This window comes from Streptomyces sp. NPDC006602, from assembly GCF_042870385.1.
Lineage (GTDB): Bacteria > Actinomycetota > Actinomycetes > Streptomycetales > Streptomycetaceae > Streptomyces.
This window is the reverse complement of the sequence record NZ_JBIAHG010000009.1, coordinates 108,106-127,300: the sequence shown is the minus strand read 5'-3', so window position 1 is coordinate 127,300 and position 19,195 is coordinate 108,106. Positions and strand designations below refer to the sequence as shown.

The 19,195-nt window shown below is 72.0% G+C and carries 16 protein-coding genes; 9 read left to right on the top strand and 7 right to left on the bottom strand.

Annotated elements, in window-relative coordinates; translation table 11 throughout:
* Positions 1-135: 135 nt before the first annotated feature.
* Positions 136-1,464, bottom strand: a complete 1,329-nt coding sequence (locus ACFYO2_RS23600; protein ID WP_388352305.1) for an extracellular solute-binding protein — start codon at positions 1,462-1,464, stop codon at positions 136-138.
* A gap of 274 nt (positions 1,465-1,738) precedes the next feature.
* Complete coding sequence (locus ACFYO2_RS23595) at positions 1,739-2,872, bottom strand: ROK family transcriptional regulator (protein ID WP_388352303.1); 1,134 nt, start codon at positions 2,870-2,872, stop codon at positions 1,739-1,741.
* A gap of 328 nt (positions 2,873-3,200) precedes the next feature.
* Here ACFYO2_RS23595 and ACFYO2_RS23590 point away from each other — a divergent pair, with 328 nt between their 5' ends.
* The 3 genes from ACFYO2_RS23590 (at position 3,201) to ACFYO2_RS23580 (ending at position 7,995) form a co-directional block, all read left to right on the top strand.
* On the top strand, positions 3,201-4,106 hold the full coding sequence (locus ACFYO2_RS23590; protein WP_388352300.1) for an N-acetylglucosamine kinase: 906 nt from the start codon (positions 3,201-3,203) through the stop codon (positions 4,104-4,106).
* A 176-nt stretch (positions 4,107-4,282) separates the two neighbouring features.
* Positions 4,283-6,211, top strand: coding sequence for a phosphatase PAP2 family protein (locus tag ACFYO2_RS23585; RefSeq protein ID WP_388352298.1), 1,929 nt, complete (start codon positions 4,283-4,285; stop codon positions 6,209-6,211).
* Between the two features lie 92 nt (positions 6,212-6,303).
* Positions 6,304-7,995, top strand: a complete 1,692-nt coding sequence (locus ACFYO2_RS23580) for a phospholipid carrier-dependent glycosyltransferase (RefSeq protein WP_388352295.1) — start codon at positions 6,304-6,306, stop codon at positions 7,993-7,995.
* Between the two features lie 9 nt (positions 7,996-8,004).
* On the opposite strand, the gene ACFYO2_RS23575 is transcribed toward ACFYO2_RS23580, so the two are convergent.
* Entirely contained in the window at positions 8,005-8,406 is a 402-nt protein-coding gene (locus tag ACFYO2_RS23575) for a DUF3662 domain-containing protein (RefSeq protein WP_388352292.1), read from the bottom strand.
* A gap of 236 nt (positions 8,407-8,642) precedes the next feature.
* Here ACFYO2_RS23575 and ACFYO2_RS23570 point away from each other — a divergent pair, with 236 nt between their 5' ends.
* The 4 genes from ACFYO2_RS23570 to ACFYO2_RS23555 all read left to right on the top strand — a co-directional run bounded on the left by ACFYO2_RS23570 (position 8,643) and on the right by ACFYO2_RS23555 (position 13,577).
* The gene (locus ACFYO2_RS23570; RefSeq protein WP_388352289.1) at positions 8,643-9,566 is read left to right on the top strand and encodes a MurR/RpiR family transcriptional regulator; all 924 of its coding nucleotides are present in this window, start codon (positions 8,643-8,645) and stop codon (positions 9,564-9,566) included.
* A gap of 397 nt (positions 9,567-9,963) precedes the next feature.
* A complete protein-coding gene (locus tag ACFYO2_RS23565; RefSeq protein WP_388352286.1) occupies positions 9,964-10,356 on the top strand; it encodes a hypothetical protein in 393 nt (130 codons plus the stop codon).
* A gap of 53 nt (positions 10,357-10,409) precedes the next feature.
* Entirely contained in the window at positions 10,410-10,979 is a 570-nt protein-coding gene (locus ACFYO2_RS23560; protein ID WP_388352283.1) for an antibiotic biosynthesis monooxygenase, read from the top strand.
* Between the two features lie 126 nt (positions 10,980-11,105).
* The gene (locus tag ACFYO2_RS23555) at positions 11,106-13,577 is read left to right on the top strand and encodes a SpoIIE family protein phosphatase (protein WP_388352281.1); all 2,472 of its coding nucleotides are present in this window, start codon (positions 11,106-11,108) and stop codon (positions 13,575-13,577) included.
* Positions 13,578-13,868: 291 nt separating this feature from the next.
* On the opposite strand, the gene ACFYO2_RS23550 is transcribed toward ACFYO2_RS23555, so the two are convergent.
* The 3 genes from ACFYO2_RS23550 to ACFYO2_RS23540 all read right to left on the bottom strand — a co-directional run bounded on the left by ACFYO2_RS23550 (position 13,869) and on the right by ACFYO2_RS23540 (position 16,139).
* The gene (locus ACFYO2_RS23550) at positions 13,869-14,360 is read right to left on the bottom strand and encodes a flavin reductase family protein (protein ID WP_388352278.1); all 492 of its coding nucleotides are present in this window, start codon (positions 14,358-14,360) and stop codon (positions 13,869-13,871) included.
* 118 nt (positions 14,361-14,478) lie between these two features.
* Positions 14,479-15,204, bottom strand: coding sequence for a peptidoglycan-binding protein (locus ACFYO2_RS23545; protein ID WP_388352276.1), 726 nt, complete (start codon positions 15,202-15,204; stop codon positions 14,479-14,481).
* A gap of 101 nt (positions 15,205-15,305) precedes the next feature.
* Complete coding sequence (locus ACFYO2_RS23540) at positions 15,306-16,139, bottom strand: hypothetical protein (RefSeq protein ID WP_388352273.1); 834 nt, start codon at positions 16,137-16,139, stop codon at positions 15,306-15,308.
* Between the two features lie 131 nt (positions 16,140-16,270).
* On the opposite strand from ACFYO2_RS23540, the gene ACFYO2_RS23535 reads away from it, so the two are divergent.
* On the top strand, positions 16,271-17,005 hold the full coding sequence (locus tag ACFYO2_RS23535) for a TetR family transcriptional regulator (protein WP_388352270.1): 735 nt from the start codon (positions 16,271-16,273) through the stop codon (positions 17,003-17,005).
* A gap of 181 nt (positions 17,006-17,186) precedes the next feature.
* Complete coding sequence (locus ACFYO2_RS23530; RefSeq protein ID WP_388352267.1) at positions 17,187-17,615, top strand: Zn-ribbon domain-containing OB-fold protein; 429 nt, start codon at positions 17,187-17,189, stop codon at positions 17,613-17,615.
* Positions 17,616-17,675: 60 nt separating this feature from the next.
* Here ACFYO2_RS23530 and ACFYO2_RS23525 read toward each other — a convergent pair whose 3' ends face one another.
* Positions 17,676-19,028: a Gfo/Idh/MocA family protein gene (locus tag ACFYO2_RS23525; protein ID WP_388352263.1), complete on the bottom strand. Its 1,353-nt coding sequence runs from the start codon at positions 19,026-19,028 to the stop codon at positions 17,676-17,678.
* Between the last annotated feature and the right edge of the window lie 167 nt (positions 19,029-19,195).

Below are 19,195 nucleotides of genomic sequence, written 5' to 3'. Positions count from 1 at the left end.
GGGGGCGGGGGGGGCGGGCGAGGTCCCCCCCCCCCCCCCCCCCCCCCCCCCCCCCCCCCCCCCCCCCCCCCCCCCCGCCGCCCCCCCGCCCGCCCCCCCCCCCCCCCCCCCCCCCCCCCCCCCCGGCCCTGTGGCCTACGATCCGCCGCCGACCTGCTGGTTGTAGCCGGACACGATGTTCTCCAGGGCCTTGTCGGCCGACTGCTGGCCGTTGATCGCCTTGCCGAGCTCCGTCTTGGTCGGGTCCTCGGTGAGGCTCTTGCCCTTCAGCACCCAGTTCGTCTGCGCGGTGTTGAAGTACCCGGAGATCGGGGCGTAGAGCGGGATCGACTCGTTGTACAGCTTGAACGCCGCCTGCGCCGCCTCGGACTTGAAGGGGTACTTCGGGTTCAGGCCACTCTCGACCGGCAGGAACCCGGACGCCTCGCACAGCGCCTGGTAGTGGGCCGGCTCGTACAGCCAGGACAGGAACTTCGTCGCGGCGGTGGCCGCGTCGCCGTTGTTGTTGAAGCCCACCGTCATGCCGCCGCTGTTGACATCGCTGGCCTGCACCGGCTCGGCGGGAGTCGGGACGCTCGCCCAGTCGAACTTCTTGATGCTCTCCGCGAAGGCGGGAACCTGCCACACACCGGACCAGTAGGCGACCACGTCACCGCTCTGGAACATGGCCGACGGGTCGGCGCCGCTGGTCCACACCGACTTCGGCATGGTCTTGTCGTCGTTCAGTCCGACGAAGTAGTTCACGGCCTTCTTGGTCGCCGCGTCCACCGAGAACTTGCCGGAGGAGTCCGCGTGGACGTACTTCCCGCCCATCTCGTACACCATGGCGCGGAGCCGGGACGGCGACTGGTCGAAGGTCAGGGAGTACTTGGCGCCCGTCTTCTCGCGGACCTTGTTCGCCGCGGCGATGAAGTCGGTCCAGGTCCAGGTCTTCGACGGCGAGGCCGGGACGGAGACGCCGGCCTTCTTGAACAGCGTCTCGTTGATGAACAGGCCCGACGCGGTGACGTCCGAGGGGATGGACAGCACCTTCCCGGACGAGTCCTTGGCGAGGAAGTTGGCGTTGATGTTGTTGCTCTTGTTGTTGGCGATGGAGCTGAGGTCGATCAGCTTGCTCGACCAGATCGGGTCCAGCGCCGGCACGGCCGCCACGTCGGGCAGAGAGTTCGCCTGCGCGGCGTTGTGCAGCTTCGTCGTGTAGCCGTCGTAGGGGATGTTGACGAGCTTGACGTTGACGCCGGTTTCCTTCTTGTACTGCGCCACCATCTTCTTCCAGCCCGCGTCCTGCCCCGGAACCGTGGAGATCCAGAACGTCAGGGACTTGGAGGTCCCGCCCGAGCCGGAATCCGACCCGCAGGCCGAGAGCAGCAGGGCACCTGCCGTGGCGACGGCAGCGAGGGGAACCAGGCGGCGTATGCCGCCGCGGCCGAGTCGGCGGGAGCGCCGCACACCCACACTGGTCATGTTCGATCCCTTTTCGTCGTAGCGAAGGAAGCACGGCGCCAGCCGAGGCGGCACGGGTGCATCTTGCAGGAAATTGGGCTTTCCGGGGGCACGGCCTCGCCCGGCCGCGTCGCCTTGACGGGTGGGGTCCCCGGCCATGACGGCCGGCGTCGCACAAGCACGCCCTCGTGCGGCTGCCGTACTTCGCGTACGGGCGGGAGGCTCACCCGGAGTCGGCGTCCCGGCCGACTTAGAAAGCGCTTGTCCGGACATTGGCAGATCGAGTCGGAGGCCGTCAATCCTTCGCCCCCGCCGCCTCGGTCACGGTTTGGACTCCCCGGGCGACCGCGAGCCTGGAGGCGCCCACGACCGTGCCGAGATCCCCGACGGTGCTGCTGACCACTTCGGTGGGCCAGCTCAGCCGTGCCAGTTCGGCACGTACACCGGGCAGGAGCTGCGGGTCCGCGCCGGTGCTGCCGCCCAGGACGATCAGTCCTGGGTCCAGCACGGCGGTCACGGCGGCGGCGAGGCGGCCCACGTCCGTGGCATGCCGGCCGACGACGTCGCGGGCCGGGGCCCGGCCCTCGGCGGCGAGGGTGAAGAGCTGCTCGGCGGTGCGGGGGCACGGCCCGTCGGCTTCGTGCCAGGCCTCGGCGGCCCGCCGCAGCAGCGAACGGGCTCCGATGTACTCCTCCAGGGCCTCCTGGCGGGGCACGCGGCCCTCGTCCCAGGGATAGGGCAGCCGGGCCAGCTCACCGGCGGCGCCGTTGGCTCCGCGCAGCACCTGACCGCCGACCACGATGCCGAGGCCGATGCCCACCCCGATCCGCAGATAGCCGAAGGTGGGGTGGCCGCGGGCGGCGCCCTCGTGGAGTTCGGCGAGCGCGGCGCAGTTGACGTTGTTCTCGAGGTGGACGGGCACGCCCGGGGGCAGCGCGACGGCCATCGCGTCGAAGACGGGGCCCGCCTTGGCGGTCGCGGGGCGCACTCGGGCGCCCTCCTTCTCCGGCGCGGTGACGTCTCCGACGGCGACGACGACCGTGCGCAGCGGGGCGTCGGCGGGCAGCGCGAAGAGGGCTTCGCGCACGACGTCGGCGGCCTCGTCCCGGGAGCCGGTGGCCTGGGCGAGCAGGGTGCCGTCCAGGGCGCAGCCGCGCACCCGGGTGAGGGCGGGGCCGAGGTCGACGGCGAGCACGGCCCCGGCCGCGGGACCGAGGCCGTACACGGCGGCGCTGCGGCCCGTGCCGCTGGATGAGGTGCCGGAGCAGGCCGCGAGGCGGGCGCCCTCCAGTTCCGCCACGGCGGAGGACACCGTCGGCTTGGACAGGCCCGCCAGGCTCGCGAGCTGCGGCCGGGTCGCGCTGCCCGCCCCGGCCAGCACGGCGAACACCGCGCTCGCGCTCTCCGTCAGACGAGGGGCTTTCGCCACGTCGTGTTCCACAGTTCTCCCACACAGGTCAAGGCCGCGCTCCCGGGTCGATCGTCTTCGCGGGACGCGGCGATGGGATGCCCTGGCGTCGCGGATTTCCCCACCCCGGCGGCCGGACGGGCCCTTGGGTGGTCGAGTGTGCGATGCCTATTGACACGCACTGTACTTCGTTAGCTAACTTCCTAACGAACGTCACGGTACTCGCCTGCCGTGGTCCGTCAGAGGCCCGTCCCGGGGCTTCCCTAGTTCTTCAACTCCCCCAATTCCCCCTGCTCCAGGCACGGTTCGCCCACCGTCGCAGCCAAAGCGCAACGACGAAAGAGGATCCGTGCAGGACTCTCCCTCGTGCCCTCTCGTGGTCGGCATCGACGTGGGCGGCACCAAGACGCAACTGCGCGCCTTCGCGGGCGAGCGGTCCGTCGCCGATCACGTCCGGCCGAGCAGCGGCTGGCGTCCGCACGACCCCGTGGCCGCGGCCGGCTGGCTGGCGGCGCTGGTCGCCGAGGCGCTGCCGGCGGGCGCACGCCCGGCCGCCGTCGCCGTGGGCGGGCACGCCTGCGAGACACCCCGGCAGTGCGCCCAGATCCGCACCGCTCTGCAACTCCACTTCGACGCGCCCGCGCTGGTCTCGGGCGACGCCGAACTCCTCGTGCCCGCCGCGGGTCTGGACCGTGGGGTCGGTCTGGTGGCCGGCACCGGTTCGGTCGCGGTCGGCCGGCTCGACGACGGCAGCCCCGTCCAGGTCGGCGGCTGGGGCGCGGCGCTCGGCGACGAGGGCGGCTCGGCCGGTCTCGTCCGTGAGGCCGCGCGGGCCGTGTGGGCGGCGCACGACCGCGGCGAGGAACCCGACGAGCTGGCCAAGGGCCTCATCGCCGCGTTCGACGTCACCGAGGTACCGGCGCTCGGGGCGGCGCTGGAGAGTGCCAGGGACGTCTCCGCCGAGTGGGGCCGGCACGCGCCCGTGCTGTTCGCCGCCGCCGAGGCGGGCTCTTCGCTCGCCCGAACGGTCATCACCGAGGGCGGCCGCGCGCTGGCCGCGCTCGTCGAACGGCTCGCCGCACGCGGGGTCGCCGTCGACGACGTGGTGGTCGCGGGCACCACCGTTCTCGCCCAACCCGCCCTGTATGACGCCTTCGTGTCGTCCCTGGCCGCGCGCGTGCCGAGAGCCCGGCCGAGGCCCCTCACGGTGCCGCCGGTCGACGGGGCGGTGGCGATGGCCCGTTCACTCGTATGACAGCCGACGGCCGCCGGATCATCCCCGATCCGACACGACTCGCCCGTAGATCCTCGCTCGTACGGCTCGGAACAGCGCTTTCGACTTCCGCGTCGGCTGCCGCACCACGAGCCGCCACCGATCGCACCATCTCCTTATCCGGCCGCAGGGCCGATGAACTCAAGAGAGGCAGACGCATGCCGTCACCAGCCGGGCACCCCTCCCCTTCGTCGGTCCGTGAACGCGCCGTGAACCGCAGGGGGTTCCTCAAGACGTCCCTGGGTGCCTCGGCCGGTGTGCTGGCCGCGCCCACGCTCGCCACCTGGCTGGCCGCCACGGACGCCAAGGCGGCCACGTCCTTCGCCCCGTTCGTCGACGACTACAAGACGAACGTCCTGACGAACCTCACGCCCGAGACCAACGCCGTGGTCCGGATCCTCGGCGGCATGGCCGAGGTGTGGAAGACCGGCGACGCCTGGAACACCGGCACGCCGCTGATGCCCGAGGTACTGCGCGCCAACATGCGCTACTGCGCCCGGATCACGTCCGCGCGCACCGAGGAGCAGGCGAAGGAGGCGTTCGTCTACGACCGCCAGCACCAGAGTTACGCGATGATCGCGGGCCTCGGCCCGCTGGCCGACCTGTACCGGACGGGCGCCAAGGCGGTCACCTCGATCACCGCCGCTCCCGAGGGCATTCCGGCCACCACGATCAGCGACGCCGTCCCGGCCGGTGCCCCCGCCGGCTCCGCGCTCGGCGCGGGCTCCTACGACTCGGCGCTCGGGCAGGTGGCCAAGCTGGTCGACACCGTGCGCGGGCCGTTCGCCTCGGGCAACCCCGGCAAGTACGCCTTCCAGTACCCGCGTCCGTGGCGCATGAACGAGGACAGCGAGGTCGTCGACACGGGCGCGAAGGACGCGCTCGGCTACCCGGTGTACGACTCCAAGGTGGTCGTCGTGACGCAGCTGCTGCGGCAGCGCAGCACGTCCGCGACCGACGACGGCGGCTTCCCCAGCGGTCACACCAACGCCTTCCACCTGGCGGCGCTGGCCTTCGCGTACGCGGTGCCCGAGCGGTTCCAGGAGCTGGTGACCCGCGCCTTCGAGCTGAGCCACACCCGGATCATGTCGGGCATGCACTCCACCGTCGACGTCCTCGGCGGCCGCATCATGGCCACCGCCCTGGCCGCCGCCGCGCTGGCCGACCCGGCGAACGCCGACCTCAAGGCCGCGGCGCGGGCCCAGGCGCTGGCGTACTTCCGGCAGCAGACCGGCACGACGGCCGACACGCTGTACACGTACGCCCACTCGGACGGCTCCGACCCGTACGCGGACCGGGACGCCAACGAGCGTGCCGTTGGGCCCCGGTTGACGTACGTGCTGACCCGGCGCGGCCGCAACGAGCCGCTGAGCGTGCCGAAGGGCGCGGAGGTGCTGTTGGAGACGCGGCTGCCGTACCTGGACGCGGCCCAGCGCCGCGAGGTGCTGCGGACGACCGCGCTGCCCTCGGGGTATGTCCTGCTGGACGGTTTCGAGCAGTGGGGGCGGCTGAACCTGTTCGCCGCGGCGGACGGTTACGGCGCCTTCGACTCCGACGTGAGCGTCACGCTCGACGCGGCGGCCGGCGGCTTCAAGGCGGCCGACAGCTGGCGCAACGACATCGACGGCGACGGCGGCCTGTCCAAGCGCGGCAGCGGCACGCTGACCCTGACCGGCCACAACCGGTACACGGGCGGCACCGTGCTGGCGGAGGGTGTGCTGGTCGCCGGCTCGGTGCACGCGCTGGGCCACGGCGACGTGCGGGTGACCGGCGGGACGCTGAGGCTCGGCAAGTCGCTGCAGGTCCACGGCACATACACCCAGGAGTCCGGGACGCTGGAGGTGACGCTACGGTCGGGCCAGGAGCCGGTCCTGGAGGTCACCCGCCGTGCGGTGCTCGGCCGGGGCAGCGCGCTGGCCCTGAGCCTCGACGCGAACAGGCCGCCGGCCGCGGGCAGCACGGTCCGCGTCCTGTGCGCCCCGGTACTGCGCGGCCAGTTCGACCGCGTCGAGCTGAACTCCGACACGCTGCGGGCCGTACCCGTCCACACGGCGGAAGGTCTGTCGGTACGACTCCTGAAGCGGTGACGCCCGCGGTGGCGGGAGCTGGTGCAGAGTAGGCGCATGAGACGCCCCTGGATCGCTCCCGCCACCACCCGCCCGGTGTCACCGCGGGGCTGATGATGACGCACGAACAGCACTCGGTCCTGGAACCGGCCCCCGAGGTTCTCGACATCCGGCCACCGGGGCGTGCACGGTCCTACCGACGCCGGCTGGTGCCGCTTCTGGTGGTCGTGCTGCTCGCTCAGATGGCCGCCGCGATGATGACCACCGCCGTCCAGCAGACCCCGACCATCGACGAGCCGGTGTACGTGGGGACGGCCGCCGACTATCTGCACGAGCACCGCGTGCGCTTCAATCCCGAGCACCCGCCGCTGGGGAAACTGGTCGTCGCCGTCGGCGTGGCATTGGCCGATCCGCACGTCGATCCGTCCTTCACCGGCGATCAGGGCCTGCTCGGACAGCACTTGTTGTACGAGTCCGGCAACGACCCCTGGCGGCTGATGCTGTGGGTCCGGCTGCCCGTGATCGCGCTGACGCTGCTGTTCGGCCTCGTCGTCTTCGCCTTCACCCGTGAACTGACCGGTTCGGCCGGCGGGTTGGCGGCTCTTGCCGTGTACGCCTTCTCCCCCGACGTCATCGCCCACGGCTCGCTGGCCACGCTCGACGTGCCGATGGCCGGGTTCCTGCTGACCTCGGTGTGGCTGCTGTGGCGGGCGCGCCGACGACCGCGGTTGTATCTGCCGCTCGCCGGGGCGGCGCTGGGGGCGGCGCTGGCCACGAAGATGAGCGCGCTGGCGGCCTTCCCGGTGCTGGTGATGCTGGCCGCGGTGTCGGTGTGGTGCGCGAGTTCGGGATCGGGTCCGGGTTTCGCGGATCGGCGGACGAAGCTGCTGCGGGCGACCGGGGGCGCCGTCCTGGTGGCGCTGGCCGCCGTCGCCGTCGTATGGGCGTCGTATCTGGCCGTCGATCCACTGCTGCGCTGGTCACCGCAGCAGCAGGTGCCGGTCGTGCACGGGCGGCGGGGGCTGCTGGTGCAGTTGCTGCCGTTCCCGGAGGCGTTCCGGGACGGGATGCGCATCCAGTTCAGTCTGGAGAACCGGCCGTGGCAGGGCTTCCTGTTCGGCCGGGTGTACACCGGGTCCCTCTGGTACTACCTGCCGGTCGCGCTGCTGGTGAAGACGCCGCTCGGGATGCTCGCGCTGTGGGCGGCCGGTGCCGTCGTGGTGGTGGCGGTACGGCGGCTGCGGCCGGTGGCGCCCTACCTGCTGCTGCCGGCCGCCGTGCTGCTGGCGGCGGCCATGGAGGGGGCGAGGGACTTCGGCACCCGGTACGTCGTCTTCCTGCCGATGTTCCTGGCGGTGGCGGCGGGCTGTGTCCTGGTCCTGCGGTGGCGCTGGGCACCGGTGGTGACGGGGGCGCTGGTTTTGTTCGTCGCGGTGAGCTCCGTGCGGACGTTCCCCTACTATCTGCCGTACTCCAACGAGGCGTTCGGCGGACCGGCCGCGACCCGGCTCAGGCTGCACGACTCCAACGTCGACTGGGGCCAGGATCTCGGCCGGCTCGCCGACCGGCTGCGCGAGCGGTACCCGGGCGAGCGGATCTGGCTCGTGTACAAGGGCAGCGGCGTCCCGTCGTACTACGGCATCGACGCGTCCGACCCGACTGCGGTGCCCCGACGTGAGGTACGCGGACTGCTGGTCGTGTCGGACTCCTCGGTTGCCAAAGCGAAGGGCCGACTGGCCGAGTTGATCGACAGCAGTCGTCCGATCGACCAGGTCGGTCATTCGATCACGATCTATCGCCGCTGATGTGCGCGACTAGTGGGCGGCGTACTGGAAACCGTCGGCGCTCACGTGCGGCATCACGCTGCTGGCCACGCGGTAGCGGCCGTTGGGCACGTGCGACGACCTCGTGATGTGCACGGCGAGGGGGCCGGCCCACTCGTAGCCCTTGTGTGCGGCGTGCCGCATCAGACTGTCGGTGAGCGCCTGGCCCACGTGGGTGCCCCGGCGCGTGAGTTCGTCGTGGACGGAGTCGGCGAGTTCGATGTCGTAGGCGTTGGGGACCACGACCCTGGTCTCGCTGCACACGACCACGTTGCTGTCGCACTCGCGTCGCAGCGCGTCGAGGAGTTCGACGGGTTCCTTGTCGAAGACCCGCGCCCACAGCGCCTCCCACCGGTTCTCCAGGGCCTGTTCCACCGCGCTGAGTGCGCTCATTCGCCTCTCACCTGCCGAAGGTTCTGGTTGTGTGTACCGCCGGTCTCTAAGCTCGTCGGCGATCGTCGTCGAAGGGCTTTCGCACGGGCGGGTTCCCGACCGGAGCGCGCGTATCCGTCTTTCGGGCGGGTCGATCCGTCGCCCCCGCCGCTCGTCGGGGGGGGTTCGCGCGAGCCCTGGCCGCAACGGTGTGTGAGCTATGTTGAGGCACTGTGGGAGACAAAGGAGGCGCAGCCGTGCCATCGCCGCAGCAGGCACGCGCCCAGGCGTCCGCGATCACCTCGGGGAAGACCGCACCGGAGGCGGAGGCCTCTCCGACGTCCCAGCTCAGGGGCCTGTTCGACGGGCCCCGGCTGTCCCCTGGACAGCGCCGCATCGCCCAGTACCTGATCGAGCACATCACCGAGGCGGCCTTCCTTTCGATCACCGATCTCGCGGAACGCGTCGGCGTGAGCCAGCCTTCGGTGACTCGATTCGCGGCGGCGGTGGGCTTCAGCGGTTACCCCGCGCTACGGGAGAAGCTCCAGGCGATCGCCCTCGCCACCCTCGCCGGCGGTCCCCCCGCGGCGGACGAGAACGGCAACAACGAACTCCAGGCGGCGGTCGACGCCGAGATCGACAACCTGGAGAACCTGCGACGCGACTTCGCCGATCCCGACCAGGTGATCGACATCGGCCGCAAGCTGTCCCGGTCGACCCCGCTGACCATCCTGGGCCTGCGCATCTCGGCCTCACTGGCCGAGTACTTCGCCTACGCCGCCCGCCGCGTCCACCCGGACGTGCGGCTGGTCACCCGAGGCGGCAGCGTCGCCTACGACGCCCTGCTGCAGTCGCGCGAGGCCGGTGGCACCTGGGTACTGGCGTTCTCGATGCCCCGGCACGCCCAGGAGACCCTGACCGCCGCACGGGTCGCGCGCAGCGCCGGACTCAAGATCGCCCTGGTCACCGACCTGGCGCTCGGGCCGGTGGCCGACGAGGCGGACGTCGTCTTCGCCACCGGCACCGGGTCCCGTCTGGTCTTCGACTCCTACGCCGCGCCCGGCGTGATGGCCGCCGCGCTGCTGCAGGCCATGACCGACGCCGATCCGGAGCGCACCCAGGCGCGGCTCGAGGATTACGAGCACATTTCCGACCAGCACCAGTTCTTCCTGCGGGACTGATCCGCACCCCTCAAATCAGGACACAGAGGGGCGATCCGTCTCATATCGAGCATGAATGTTTTCATGCTTCTTGCAAAGCGGACGGCATATATAAATACTGCTCACGGATCGCACCCCCGGCCATTCCGGGACACACGTTCCACACCTGCATCCGCCCGCACAGAGACAACGGTCCGCCCATGCGCACGCAGCACCACACGCCGCGCGGGCACCGTCTGCCGTCGCGGGCTCCTGCACGGACACCCGAAGCCGCCGTCTCCTACCCGCGTCGGCGCCCAGGGTGTTCGGTCGGGCATCGCCTGCGCGAGCGCCCGTGGCGGCCCCGGTCATCCCCTAGGCCGGGGCCGCCGCCCCACCCCGTCGGATCACCCCCCACGACGCCGCACACCCGGGAGCGATGACCATGCCCCTGACGACCACCCGAACCACCCGGCGGATCAGCCCGGACTGGCCGTGCCAGGTCAAGAACCCCGGCAGCTACGACTGGGAGCGCTCGGCGGCCAAGTGGCTGCGTGAACTGGTGCCGGCCCGCTACGCCAGCTACCCGGCCCTGATCCGCCACCCCGTACTGCTCGCCCGGCACGCGCAGATCCAGGTCCAGCACGAGGTCCGGGTCGCCCGCACCGCCCTGCAGACCGCTCGGGCCGACCTGCCCGGGCTCGGCATGCCGGAGTCGGTCATCGAGCACACCATCAAGCTGTACGCGGCGGAGGTCCTGCAGTTGCAGCACATCGCCCGCAGCGTGCGGGCGGTCACCCAGGCTCTGGTCGAGCACGGGCACGGACGCTGACGCTGCCTCCCCCAGGGGCATGAGCCGCCTTTCGCGTGGCACCCGTGGTGAGCATGAGCACCACGGAGGTACGGCGGCTGGGCGATCCGATCACCACGGTCCTCACCTGGCAGGTGCGCCCCGGCCATGAGCACGAGTTCGAGCAGTGGACGCACGGGATCACCCGCTGCGCCAGACGCTTCCCCGGCAACGAGGGCGTCTCCTGGCTGCGCCCCGAGGACGGTCACCTCTTCCACGCGGTACTGCGCTGGTCCGATCCGCACCGGCTGGCCGCCTGGCTGGAGTCGGACGAGCGGGCCGCGTGGCACGCGCGGATCGAAGGCATCGCGACCGAGATCGGCAGTGAACGGCAGTCGACGACGGGGTTGGAGACGTGGTTCGCCCTGCCCGGCACCACCGTGCAGGCACCGCCCAGATGGAAGATGGCGCTCACCACCTTCCTCGGCGCCTATCCGCTGACGTTCCTGATCCAGTGGCTGGTGGCGCCCCACGCGACGACCTGGCCCCTGCCGCTGCGTGCCGCGGTGTTCCCGGTGGTGCTGCTGCCGACGCTGACCTACCTGGTCATGCCACAGCTGAGCCGCCTGTTGCGGCTGTGGCTGTACCCGCCGCCGGACCGCTGAGGAGTGCGCGGACGCGCGGTCCGGCGGGTGAGGTGCCGAACCCGCTGATGCCGGGCCCCATCGGTGCGTGCGATCTGCCTCCACAAGGCCGCGATCGAAGCACCCCCGGTGTGCGATGCTCAAGCCATGACCAGCGAGCCCGCCGGCCCCGTCGAGTCAGGCACCGCGCCCGACCTGGCAGCACTGGCCAAGGTCGTCGCCCGGCAGCGTGCCGAGATGGACCGGTTGCGTGACCAGGCGGCCACATCGGCCGTCCTGGAGCGGGCCAAGGGCGTGCTGATGGCGCTGACCGGCTGCACGCCGGACGCCGCGGGCGAGGAGCTGCAGCAGCGCGCCAAGGCCGCGAACCGGACAGTCCTGGAGGAGTGCTGGATCATCCTCGGCGGGCTGGTGCCCCCACTGCAGCACGCCGGACCGCGGACCGAGGCGGCCGACTCCGAGCCCGCCCTCTCCGAGCCTTGCCTCAGTGAACCCGCCGTCTCCGGGGCCGCCGGTTTCCCCACCGAACGCGTCAGGCACGGGGTGCCGACCACCAGGGGCACGCTCGACGAAGCGGACGGCACCGACGGTACGGACGACGACTTCGCCGCGCTCGGCCGACTCGGCGAGGCCCTGGTTCGCGTCGGCACTCCGCAGGACCTCGCCCGGTGTCTGCTGGACCACCTGGCGTCCGAGGCGGGCGCCGACGCGGTCATGATCTTTCGGCGCCTGCCCGCCGGTGGGCTGGAACTCGTCGGGCACGCCGGCATCGAGGACACCCTGGCCGCCCAGTGGCACCAGGTGCCTCCGCTGACCGGGATCGCCGCCCTCGACGCGCTCCTGTCGCGGGAGCCGCGCTGGCTGGAGGACCTCGACTCGGACCGGGAGCGTTACCTGATCATCGGGGACCCGCCCGGGCGCTGGCGCTCGCGCGCCTGGCTGCCGGTGCCCACCGGAGACACGGCCGAGGTCTGCATCGGCGTCCTGCGTGACCGCGGCGGGCCGTTCACGCCGCCGGTCCGGCAGCTCCTGCGGGCCGCCGCCCGACTGTGCTCGGGCCGGCTTCGGGCGTTCGGCGCCCGGCCGGAGTACGCCGCGGACGGTGCCGTCCAGGCGGTGTTCGACGCGCTGCCGGGCGCGGCGATGCTGCTCTCTCCGCTGACGGCCCCCTCGGGGGAGGTCGAGGACTACCGCATCGACGCGGCGACGACGGACACGGTCGACATCGTCGGCCGTACCGGCCGCGAGCTGGTCGGGCACCGGCTCGTCGAGTGCTTCCCCAGCATGGCGGGCGAGGAGCCGTGGCACGGCTGCCTGCGCACGCTGAGGACCGGGGAGCCGTTCGAGGGACCGCCGTTCGCCCACCAGCAGGTCGTCGCCGGCTCCGCGGAGCTCTCGACGTACTCGGTGCGGGCGGCGCGGCTCGGCGGTGGGCTGCTCCTCGCCTGGATCCGGCAGGACTCCTCCGACCGGCAGGAGCAGCGGCTGGCGGACGTCCAGCGGCTGGGCAACCTGGGCTGGGCGACCTGGAACCTGGCCACGCACGAGGTCAACTGGTCGTCCCAGGTCTTCGCCATCCTCGACCGGGACCCCGCACACGGCCCGGTCCACCTCACCGACCTCCCGGGCCTGGTGCCGCCCGAGGACGCGCCGGTGCTGGCCCGCGCCATCCGGGAACTCGTGCACGACGGGCGCCCGTTCGACGTCTCGTTCCGGATCAGGACGACGGCCGGGGTCCGGCATCTGCGGGCCGTCGCCGAGGCGGTGCCGGACGCCGAGGGCACACCCGTCGAGGTGCACGGCTTCGTTCAGGACCTCACCGCGCAGCGCAGCGCGGAACTCGCGCTCGTCGAGAGCGAGCAGGAGATCCTGACCCAGCACGGTGTGCTCCGCGCCGAGCGGATGCTCGCCGCCCGACTCCAGCACGCGCTGCTGCCGCTGCCCACCCGGCCCGTGCGGCTGGCGGGCCTGCGCGTCGAAGTGGCCTATCTGCCCGCCCAGTCGGGGGTCCATGTCGGCGGCGACTGGTTCAGTGCCATCGAACTGCCCGGCGGCGACGCCCTGTTCGTGGTCGGTGACGTCGCCGGGCACGGCATCGACGCCGTCGCCACGATGGCGCAGCTGCGCTTCACCGCGAAGGGCATGGTCATCACCGGCTCGTCGCTGACCGGTGCGCTCACCCGTCTCAACGCGCTGCTGCTGCACTCCCGTGACTCCCACGGCACCGCGACCATGGTCCTGGCCCGCTACACCCCCGGTGAGCGCCGGCTGGTCTGGGCGCAGGCCGGCCATCCGCCGCCGCTGCTGCTGCGCGACGGCGAGGTGCGCTATCTGGGCCGCCCGGGCGGGATGCTGCTCGGGGCGAGCTCCTCGCCGGTCTTCCAGGAGGCGGAGTGCCGCCTGGAGCCCGGGGACCGGCTCATGCTGTACACGGACGGGCTGGTCGAGCGGCCCGCCGAGGGCATCGACCGGGGCCTCGCGCGGCTCGCCGAGGCGGTCGTCGCCCACCACACGGACGGGCCCGGCTCGCTGAGGCCGTTGCTCGCCGCGCTGCTGGAGGGTGAGCGGAGGGACGACGTGTGCGTCGTCGACGTCCGCGTGCCCACCGAGCCGGAGTAACGAGCGGCGAAGGGGGCTGGCGGCCCTGTCGTCGTTCACCCGTCCCCGCGATGCCCGCCTCAGTCGTCCCCGCGATGCCGCCAGTACCAGATCGCGCCCACGACGAGGGCCAACAGGAAGACGGCGGGCAGTACCAGGCCAGGGATACGGGAGCCGCTCATCGGCGTGCCTTCGGTTCGTACGGTGCGGGGTCGCTCGCACGGAGGAGCTGCCCATGCTGACGGCAGCCACCCCGTGGCCGCCACCACGTTCCCGACGCGTTGCCGGGTGTTCGAGCAGCGGGGCGGAGCGTCAGTCCACCGGGTGACCGGGCTCGATGGTACTGGCGTCGTCGAGCCGCAGCACGGGTCCGTCGTCGGCCTCCGCACGCGCTCCGCCGGCCACCGGCTCGAGGACGAAACCGACGTGATCGCCCCCGTCGGCGCGCAGCACGACCGCGCCGACGAACCAGGCCGCCGCCTCCTCCAGTACGAGCGCGCCGCCGTGCTCCTTCCGCACGCCGACGTGCTGGAACTTGTCCGTCGTGTCGCCGGTGCGCCCGCCGAACAGCTCGGCCAGTTCGCGCTGTTCGCGGGTGAGCAGATGCACGGCGAGGAACCGAGCGTCCCGTGCGACGCGGTAGGTGCGGTTCACCTTGGACAGCCACACCACGAACCGCACCGGGTGGATGGAGCACTGCGAGGCGAACCCGACCAGACAGCCCGCCCGCTCCCCGTTCGCGCAGGCGGTGACCACGTACATGTCCGGGTCCAGCCGGTCGATGAACGCGTCGATGCCCGTCATGCTCACGTCGCTCCCGTTTCGCTGGGTGTCACGTGGTGGGTACCCAGCTTTCAGCTGACCACGGCACCGCCGGCCTTGCCATCCGGACACGTCGGCCGACCGTCAGGACGCCCTCCCGTCATCCGCCGGTACGGGATTCCAGTGCGAGTCGGGTGTCGTCGCCGTAGACGCCGGTCTCGTCGCCGCGGATGCCGTACCAGACCTGGAAGCGGGCCACCGCCTCGGTCAGGTCGGCGTCGTAGCTGCCGCTGGTGGAGCCGTGGGCGTACACGTCCGGGATGCGCAGCAGACGTTGCTGGAGGTCGGTCACCTCGGGGCCGGCGGCTCCTTCGCGGAGGGTGCCCGGGCCGTCGGGGTCGGTGGCGGCCGAGGCGGTGGGAGCGGGCGCGGCGGACGCGGACGTGGTGGTTGAGGGGAGGGCGGGCTCCGCCGCACCCGCGTCGCTCCGGTCGGGCAGCAGGAAGGCGCAGCCGAACCCGATCAGGGCCGCGGCGGCCACGGCGCCCAGGACGGTGGTGCGACGCGGGCCGTGCCCGCGGCCGACGGGACGGGCGCCCCGTACCCGGTAGCCGTCGCTCGGGGCCTGGTGGCCGTGGCCGGGTTTCACCTGCCCGTTGTCGCTGACGGGAGGCAGTTCCTGCGTCTTCGGCTCGCCGTGGGGCAACGCCACCACTTCGTAGTCCCCGGTGTGTTCCCGCTGCTCCTGGGCCCCGGTGTGCTCCCGGAACTCCCTGATGAGCTCCGCGAGGGCGTCGGTGTTGCGCGGGCGCAGCACCCGGACCGGTTCGAGGGGCTGGTCGTCGGGCCGCTCGGGCGGCTGCCCGCGATCGGTCGGTGTCGGCATACAGCTCTCCTTCCGTCCCCTCCGCCGGGACCTCCGGCATTCCCCGGGGAGTGATACGCGCCTGGCGCGCGAGGAGTTCAGCACCTGCCGCACCGATGGCCTCACCGCGAAGCGGCGAGGAACCGGTGCAGGGACGCCTTCATCGCGTTGACGAAGGCGTCCCTTTCCCTGTCGCTCAGGGTGTCCAGGGACAGGTAGGGATTGAGGTCCTCCAGCTCGACGAGCAGGAGCTCCCCGCCCGGGGCACGGCAGGCGTCGACCCGCTGGATGCCGTGGTCGATGCCGTTCCACTCGATGAACCGCCGGGCGAAGGCCAGGTCGTCGGCGGTGGGTTCGTACGGTTCCAGCTGCCAGCGCCGGTCGGGGTGCGGAGCGTGGAGGGCGTACTGGAAGTCGTGGTCGACGAAGTAGAAGGACACCTCGTAGGCGAAGTCGACGCACGGCTGCACCAGGACCTCCCCGTCGACCAGGTCGCGCACGCCGTCCGCGGGCACGAAGCGCAGGCCCACGGAGTCGGCGCCGAGCTTGGGCTTGACGACGTACCGGTCCGTCTCGGGCAGCCGGTGCAGATCCTCCAGGCGGTCGACGGTGGGGATGACCGGGTACCCGGCGGCGCTCAGGTCGAGCAGGTACTGCTTGCCGGCCATGTCGGCCTTGCCGGAGAGCTGGTTGTAGACACGGGCGCCGTCGGCGACCGCACGCTCGCGGAACGCCTCGTACGCCTCCTGGTGGGTCAGGACCGGACCGCTGTTGCGGACGACCACGCCGTCGAAGGCGCCCATCAGCGCGGCCGCGTCCCGCGGGTGGCACAGGGCGAGGTCGAAGTCCTCGCGCAGGCGGGCTGTGAGGAAGACGTCCTCGTCGCAGTAGCGCCGCCCGCGCGCCTGGTAGGCCAGGTCGGTGACGTAGAGAAGGCGGGGGCGGGCGCGTGACATGCGGGACTCCTCGGCTGCGGGAAAGGCGATCGTATGCGACTGATGTGCGTCGAACCCGTGGAGAGCACTCAGTCCCCTCCAAATGCTGCACTGAGTGCCATCAGCGCCGGTCAGGTGCTACTTTCGCGTCCATGAGCTCCAGCAGCGCGGCGCCCCGTCGCGGCGAGAAGGCGGAGGCGGCGGCCGCGAAGCCGCCCATGCGGGACGCGCTGGTCGCGGCGGCCTTCCGGCTGTTTTTGGAGCGGGGATACGAACAGACCACGGTGGACGACATCGTGGCGCTGGCCGGGGTCGGACGGCGGTCATTCTTCCGCTACTTCCCCTCGAAGGAGGACGTGGTCTTTCCCGACCACGAGCGGTGCCTTGCCGACATGACGGAGTTCCTGGCGGCCGGCGACGACCGGGACGAGCCGGTGGGCCGCGTCTGCGACGCGGCCCGGCTGGTGCTTCGGATGTACGCCGAGAACCCGACGTTCTCCGTGCAGCGCTACCGCCTCACCAAGAAGGTGCCGGGCCTGCGCGCGTACGAGCTGTCCGTGGTGTGGCGCTACGAGCGGGCCCTCGCCGAGTATCTGCGGGGCCGGTTCGCCGGCCGGCGCGACGGAACCCTGCGGGCCGACGTGATCGCCGCCGCGGTGGTCGCGGCGCACAACAACGCGCTGCGTTCCTGGCTCCGTTCGGACGGACAGGGCGACGCCGGCACCACGGTCGACAACGCCCTCGGATACGTGCGGTCCGCCTTCGGCAGCCCTCCCGCGTCTCCCGTCGGCGAGCAGCCCGAGGACGTGGTGGTCGTGGTCTCCCGGCGCGGGGCGCCCCTGTGGCGGGTCGTCCAGGAGATCGAGACCGCGCTCGGGCGCGACTGAGCCCGGCACCCGGACAGGCACCCCTCTCTCAGAGGTCCGAGATCAGGGGTACGCAGTGCCTTTACGAGTGGCACTGAGTGCCATACTCTGTTGGCGTGCACGGTGGCACGGCGACCGGGCACGTGCGTGCACGGTGATCCGCGCACGTGGGATTCCGGCCGAGCGCAGGGAGTTGACCAGCGTGTACCACCACTCAGGAAGCGTTGTTCGTCAGACAGCCGGTTTCGCGACGGGCGTCCTGGATCCCGGAGCTCCGGATCGCAGCAGCGCGGACACGGACGCCATACTCTTCCAGCGCTGCACCTGGTGCGGCACGGCCATGTACCACCGGCTGCTGTGTCCGGTCTGCCAGGGCAGCGACCTGCGGACCGAGCGCAGCGAGGGCACCGGGACGGTCCGTCACTCCACGGTGGTGCACCGCAACACCCCCGCCGCGCGGAACGTGTCCCTGATCGAGATGGCCGAGGGCTTCGTTCTGCGCGGCCGGGTCATGGGCCCGCCCATCGGCATCCACAGCGGGGACCGGGTCCGGCTGTCCACCGCCAAGGACCCGGTCCGGGGCGAACCGGTCTTCCAGCTGCTCGACGAGCCCTACCGCGCCTGGAGCTGACGCGACCTCGTCCCAGGCCGGCGGCCGGACAGACGCCATACCGCTTCCGCCTCACAAGCCTCACCGCTCCCCCACCCCGGGCACCAGCTCCCGCACCCCCACGGGCCGCCCCGTCTCGAAGCACCGGTTGGCGGCCAGCCCGACCGCCAGCGCGAGAGCCCCGTCCCGTTCGGTGGCCGTCGGATGCCCCTCGGCCCCGGGGTCGGCAGGCGCCGTCCCCGCATCCGCGCTCCCGAACAGCGCGTCGAGCATGCGCGGGTCACCCCCGCCGTGGGCCTCGTGCTCGGTGTCGAGCGGGATGTCGACCGGAGGCTCCCACAGCGGGCGCAGGGTGAGCCTCGCCCCGCCCGCGTGCTCGGCGGCCGTGTCGCCGTGCAGCGCGCCGCTGCCGGAGGTGACCCGGATCCGGGGCGGCTGCCAGCGGCTCTCCTCCACCTCGAGTTCCAGGCGGCCCGCGCTGCCGTTGAACATGACCCGATAGCCCTCCCACGGGGAGTAGGCGGTCAGGTGGTACGTCATGGTCGCGCCGCGGGCGTAGCGGACGAGGAGCGCCATGTCGTCCTCGATGGTGACGGGGCCGTCGAAGACGTTGCGGTCACGGAGGTAACCGTCGTCCTGCTCGGCGTCCAGGTAGAGGGCGCGCAGGGTGTCGTCGGCGCCGAGGTCCAGGGCGAAGGGGTCGTCGGCGGCGGGGGCGGCGCCGTGGGCGCGGACGTAGTCGCGGCGCAGTCCGTGGCGTTCCCCCGCCTCGCGGCCGTAGAAGCCGAGCCGTCCGTAGCCGAAGACCTCGTGCGGCTGGTCGGCGAGCCACCAGTTGACCAGGTCGAAGTGGTGGCTCGACTTGTGCACCATGAGCCCGCCGCTGTTCCGTTTCTCCCGGTGCCAGCGGCGGAAGTAGTCCGCGCCGTGCCGCACGTCGAGCAGCCACTCGAAGTGCACGGACAGCACCTCGCCGATCGCACCGTCGGCGAGCAGGGCGCGGACCTTCTCGTGGACGGGGTTGAAGCGGTAGTTGAAGGCGACGGTCAGGGTGTTGCCGGTTTCCCGGACGGTGTCGAGGATGCGGGCGCAGCGTTCGGCGTCGACGGTCATCGGTTTCTCGGTGATCACCCGGCAGCCGGCCTTGAGGGCCGGGACGATGTAGCGGTCGTGTGCGGCGTCGACGGTGGTGACGACGACCTCGTCGATGTCCTCCTTGGCGAGCAGGTCGGCGAAGTGGTCGGGTTCCCACTGGGTGGCGGCGGGTTCGCCGGCCTCGGTGAGCAGCCGGTTGTGGAAGGCCATCCGGGTCGGGCTGGGGTCGCAGAGGGCGGCGACGCGGTGGTCGGGGCGTGCGGCGAGGGCCCGGGTGAACATCTGGGCGCGGTGGCCGGTACCGACGACGGCCGCGCGGTGGTGGGCGGTTCGGCTCATGGAAAGCGCTTCCCCCTGGGCGGTCCCGACTAGTCCTTCCCTGGTCCGCCCCCTCCCACTGGCTTGATCGCATCGCTCGGCCGCGGTCATTTCCGCATCACAGACAACCCACAGCCCCCTGCCCCCCGTCCTTTGGGACGCGAGAGGTGCTCGGGACCAACGAGGCG

Coding starts and splice junctions, on each gene's coding strand:
- ACFYO2_RS23600 (WP_388352305.1), bottom strand. CDS start 1,464: ATGACCAGTGTGGGTGTGCGGCGCTCCCGCCGACTCGGCCGCGGCGGC.
- ACFYO2_RS23585 (WP_388352298.1), top strand. CDS start 4,283: ATGCCGTCACCAGCCGGGCACCCCTCCCCTTCGTCGGTCCGTGAACGC.
- ACFYO2_RS23580 (WP_388352295.1), top strand. CDS start 6,304: ATGATGACGCACGAACAGCACTCGGTCCTGGAACCGGCCCCCGAGGTT.
- ACFYO2_RS23575 (WP_388352292.1), bottom strand. CDS start 8,406: ATGAGCGCACTCAGCGCGGTGGAACAGGCCCTGGAGAACCGGTGGGAG.
- ACFYO2_RS23565 (WP_388352286.1), top strand. CDS start 9,964: ATGACCATGCCCCTGACGACCACCCGAACCACCCGGCGGATCAGCCCG.
- ACFYO2_RS23560 (WP_388352283.1), top strand. CDS start 10,410: ATGAGCACCACGGAGGTACGGCGGCTGGGCGATCCGATCACCACGGTC.
- ACFYO2_RS23555 (WP_388352281.1), top strand. CDS start 11,106: ATGACCAGCGAGCCCGCCGGCCCCGTCGAGTCAGGCACCGCGCCCGAC.
- ACFYO2_RS23550 (WP_388352278.1), bottom strand. CDS start 14,360: ATGACGGGCATCGACGCGTTCATCGACCGGCTGGACCCGGACATGTAC.
- ACFYO2_RS23545 (WP_388352276.1), bottom strand. CDS start 15,204: ATGCCGACACCGACCGATCGCGGGCAGCCGCCCGAGCGGCCCGACGAC.
- ACFYO2_RS23540 (WP_388352273.1), bottom strand. CDS start 16,139: ATGTCACGCGCCCGCCCCCGCCTTCTCTACGTCACCGACCTGGCCTAC.
- ACFYO2_RS23535 (WP_388352270.1), top strand. CDS start 16,271: ATGAGCTCCAGCAGCGCGGCGCCCCGTCGCGGCGAGAAGGCGGAGGCG.
- ACFYO2_RS23525 (WP_388352263.1), bottom strand. CDS start 19,028: ATGAGCCGAACCGCCCACCACCGCGCGGCCGTCGTCGGTACCGGCCAC.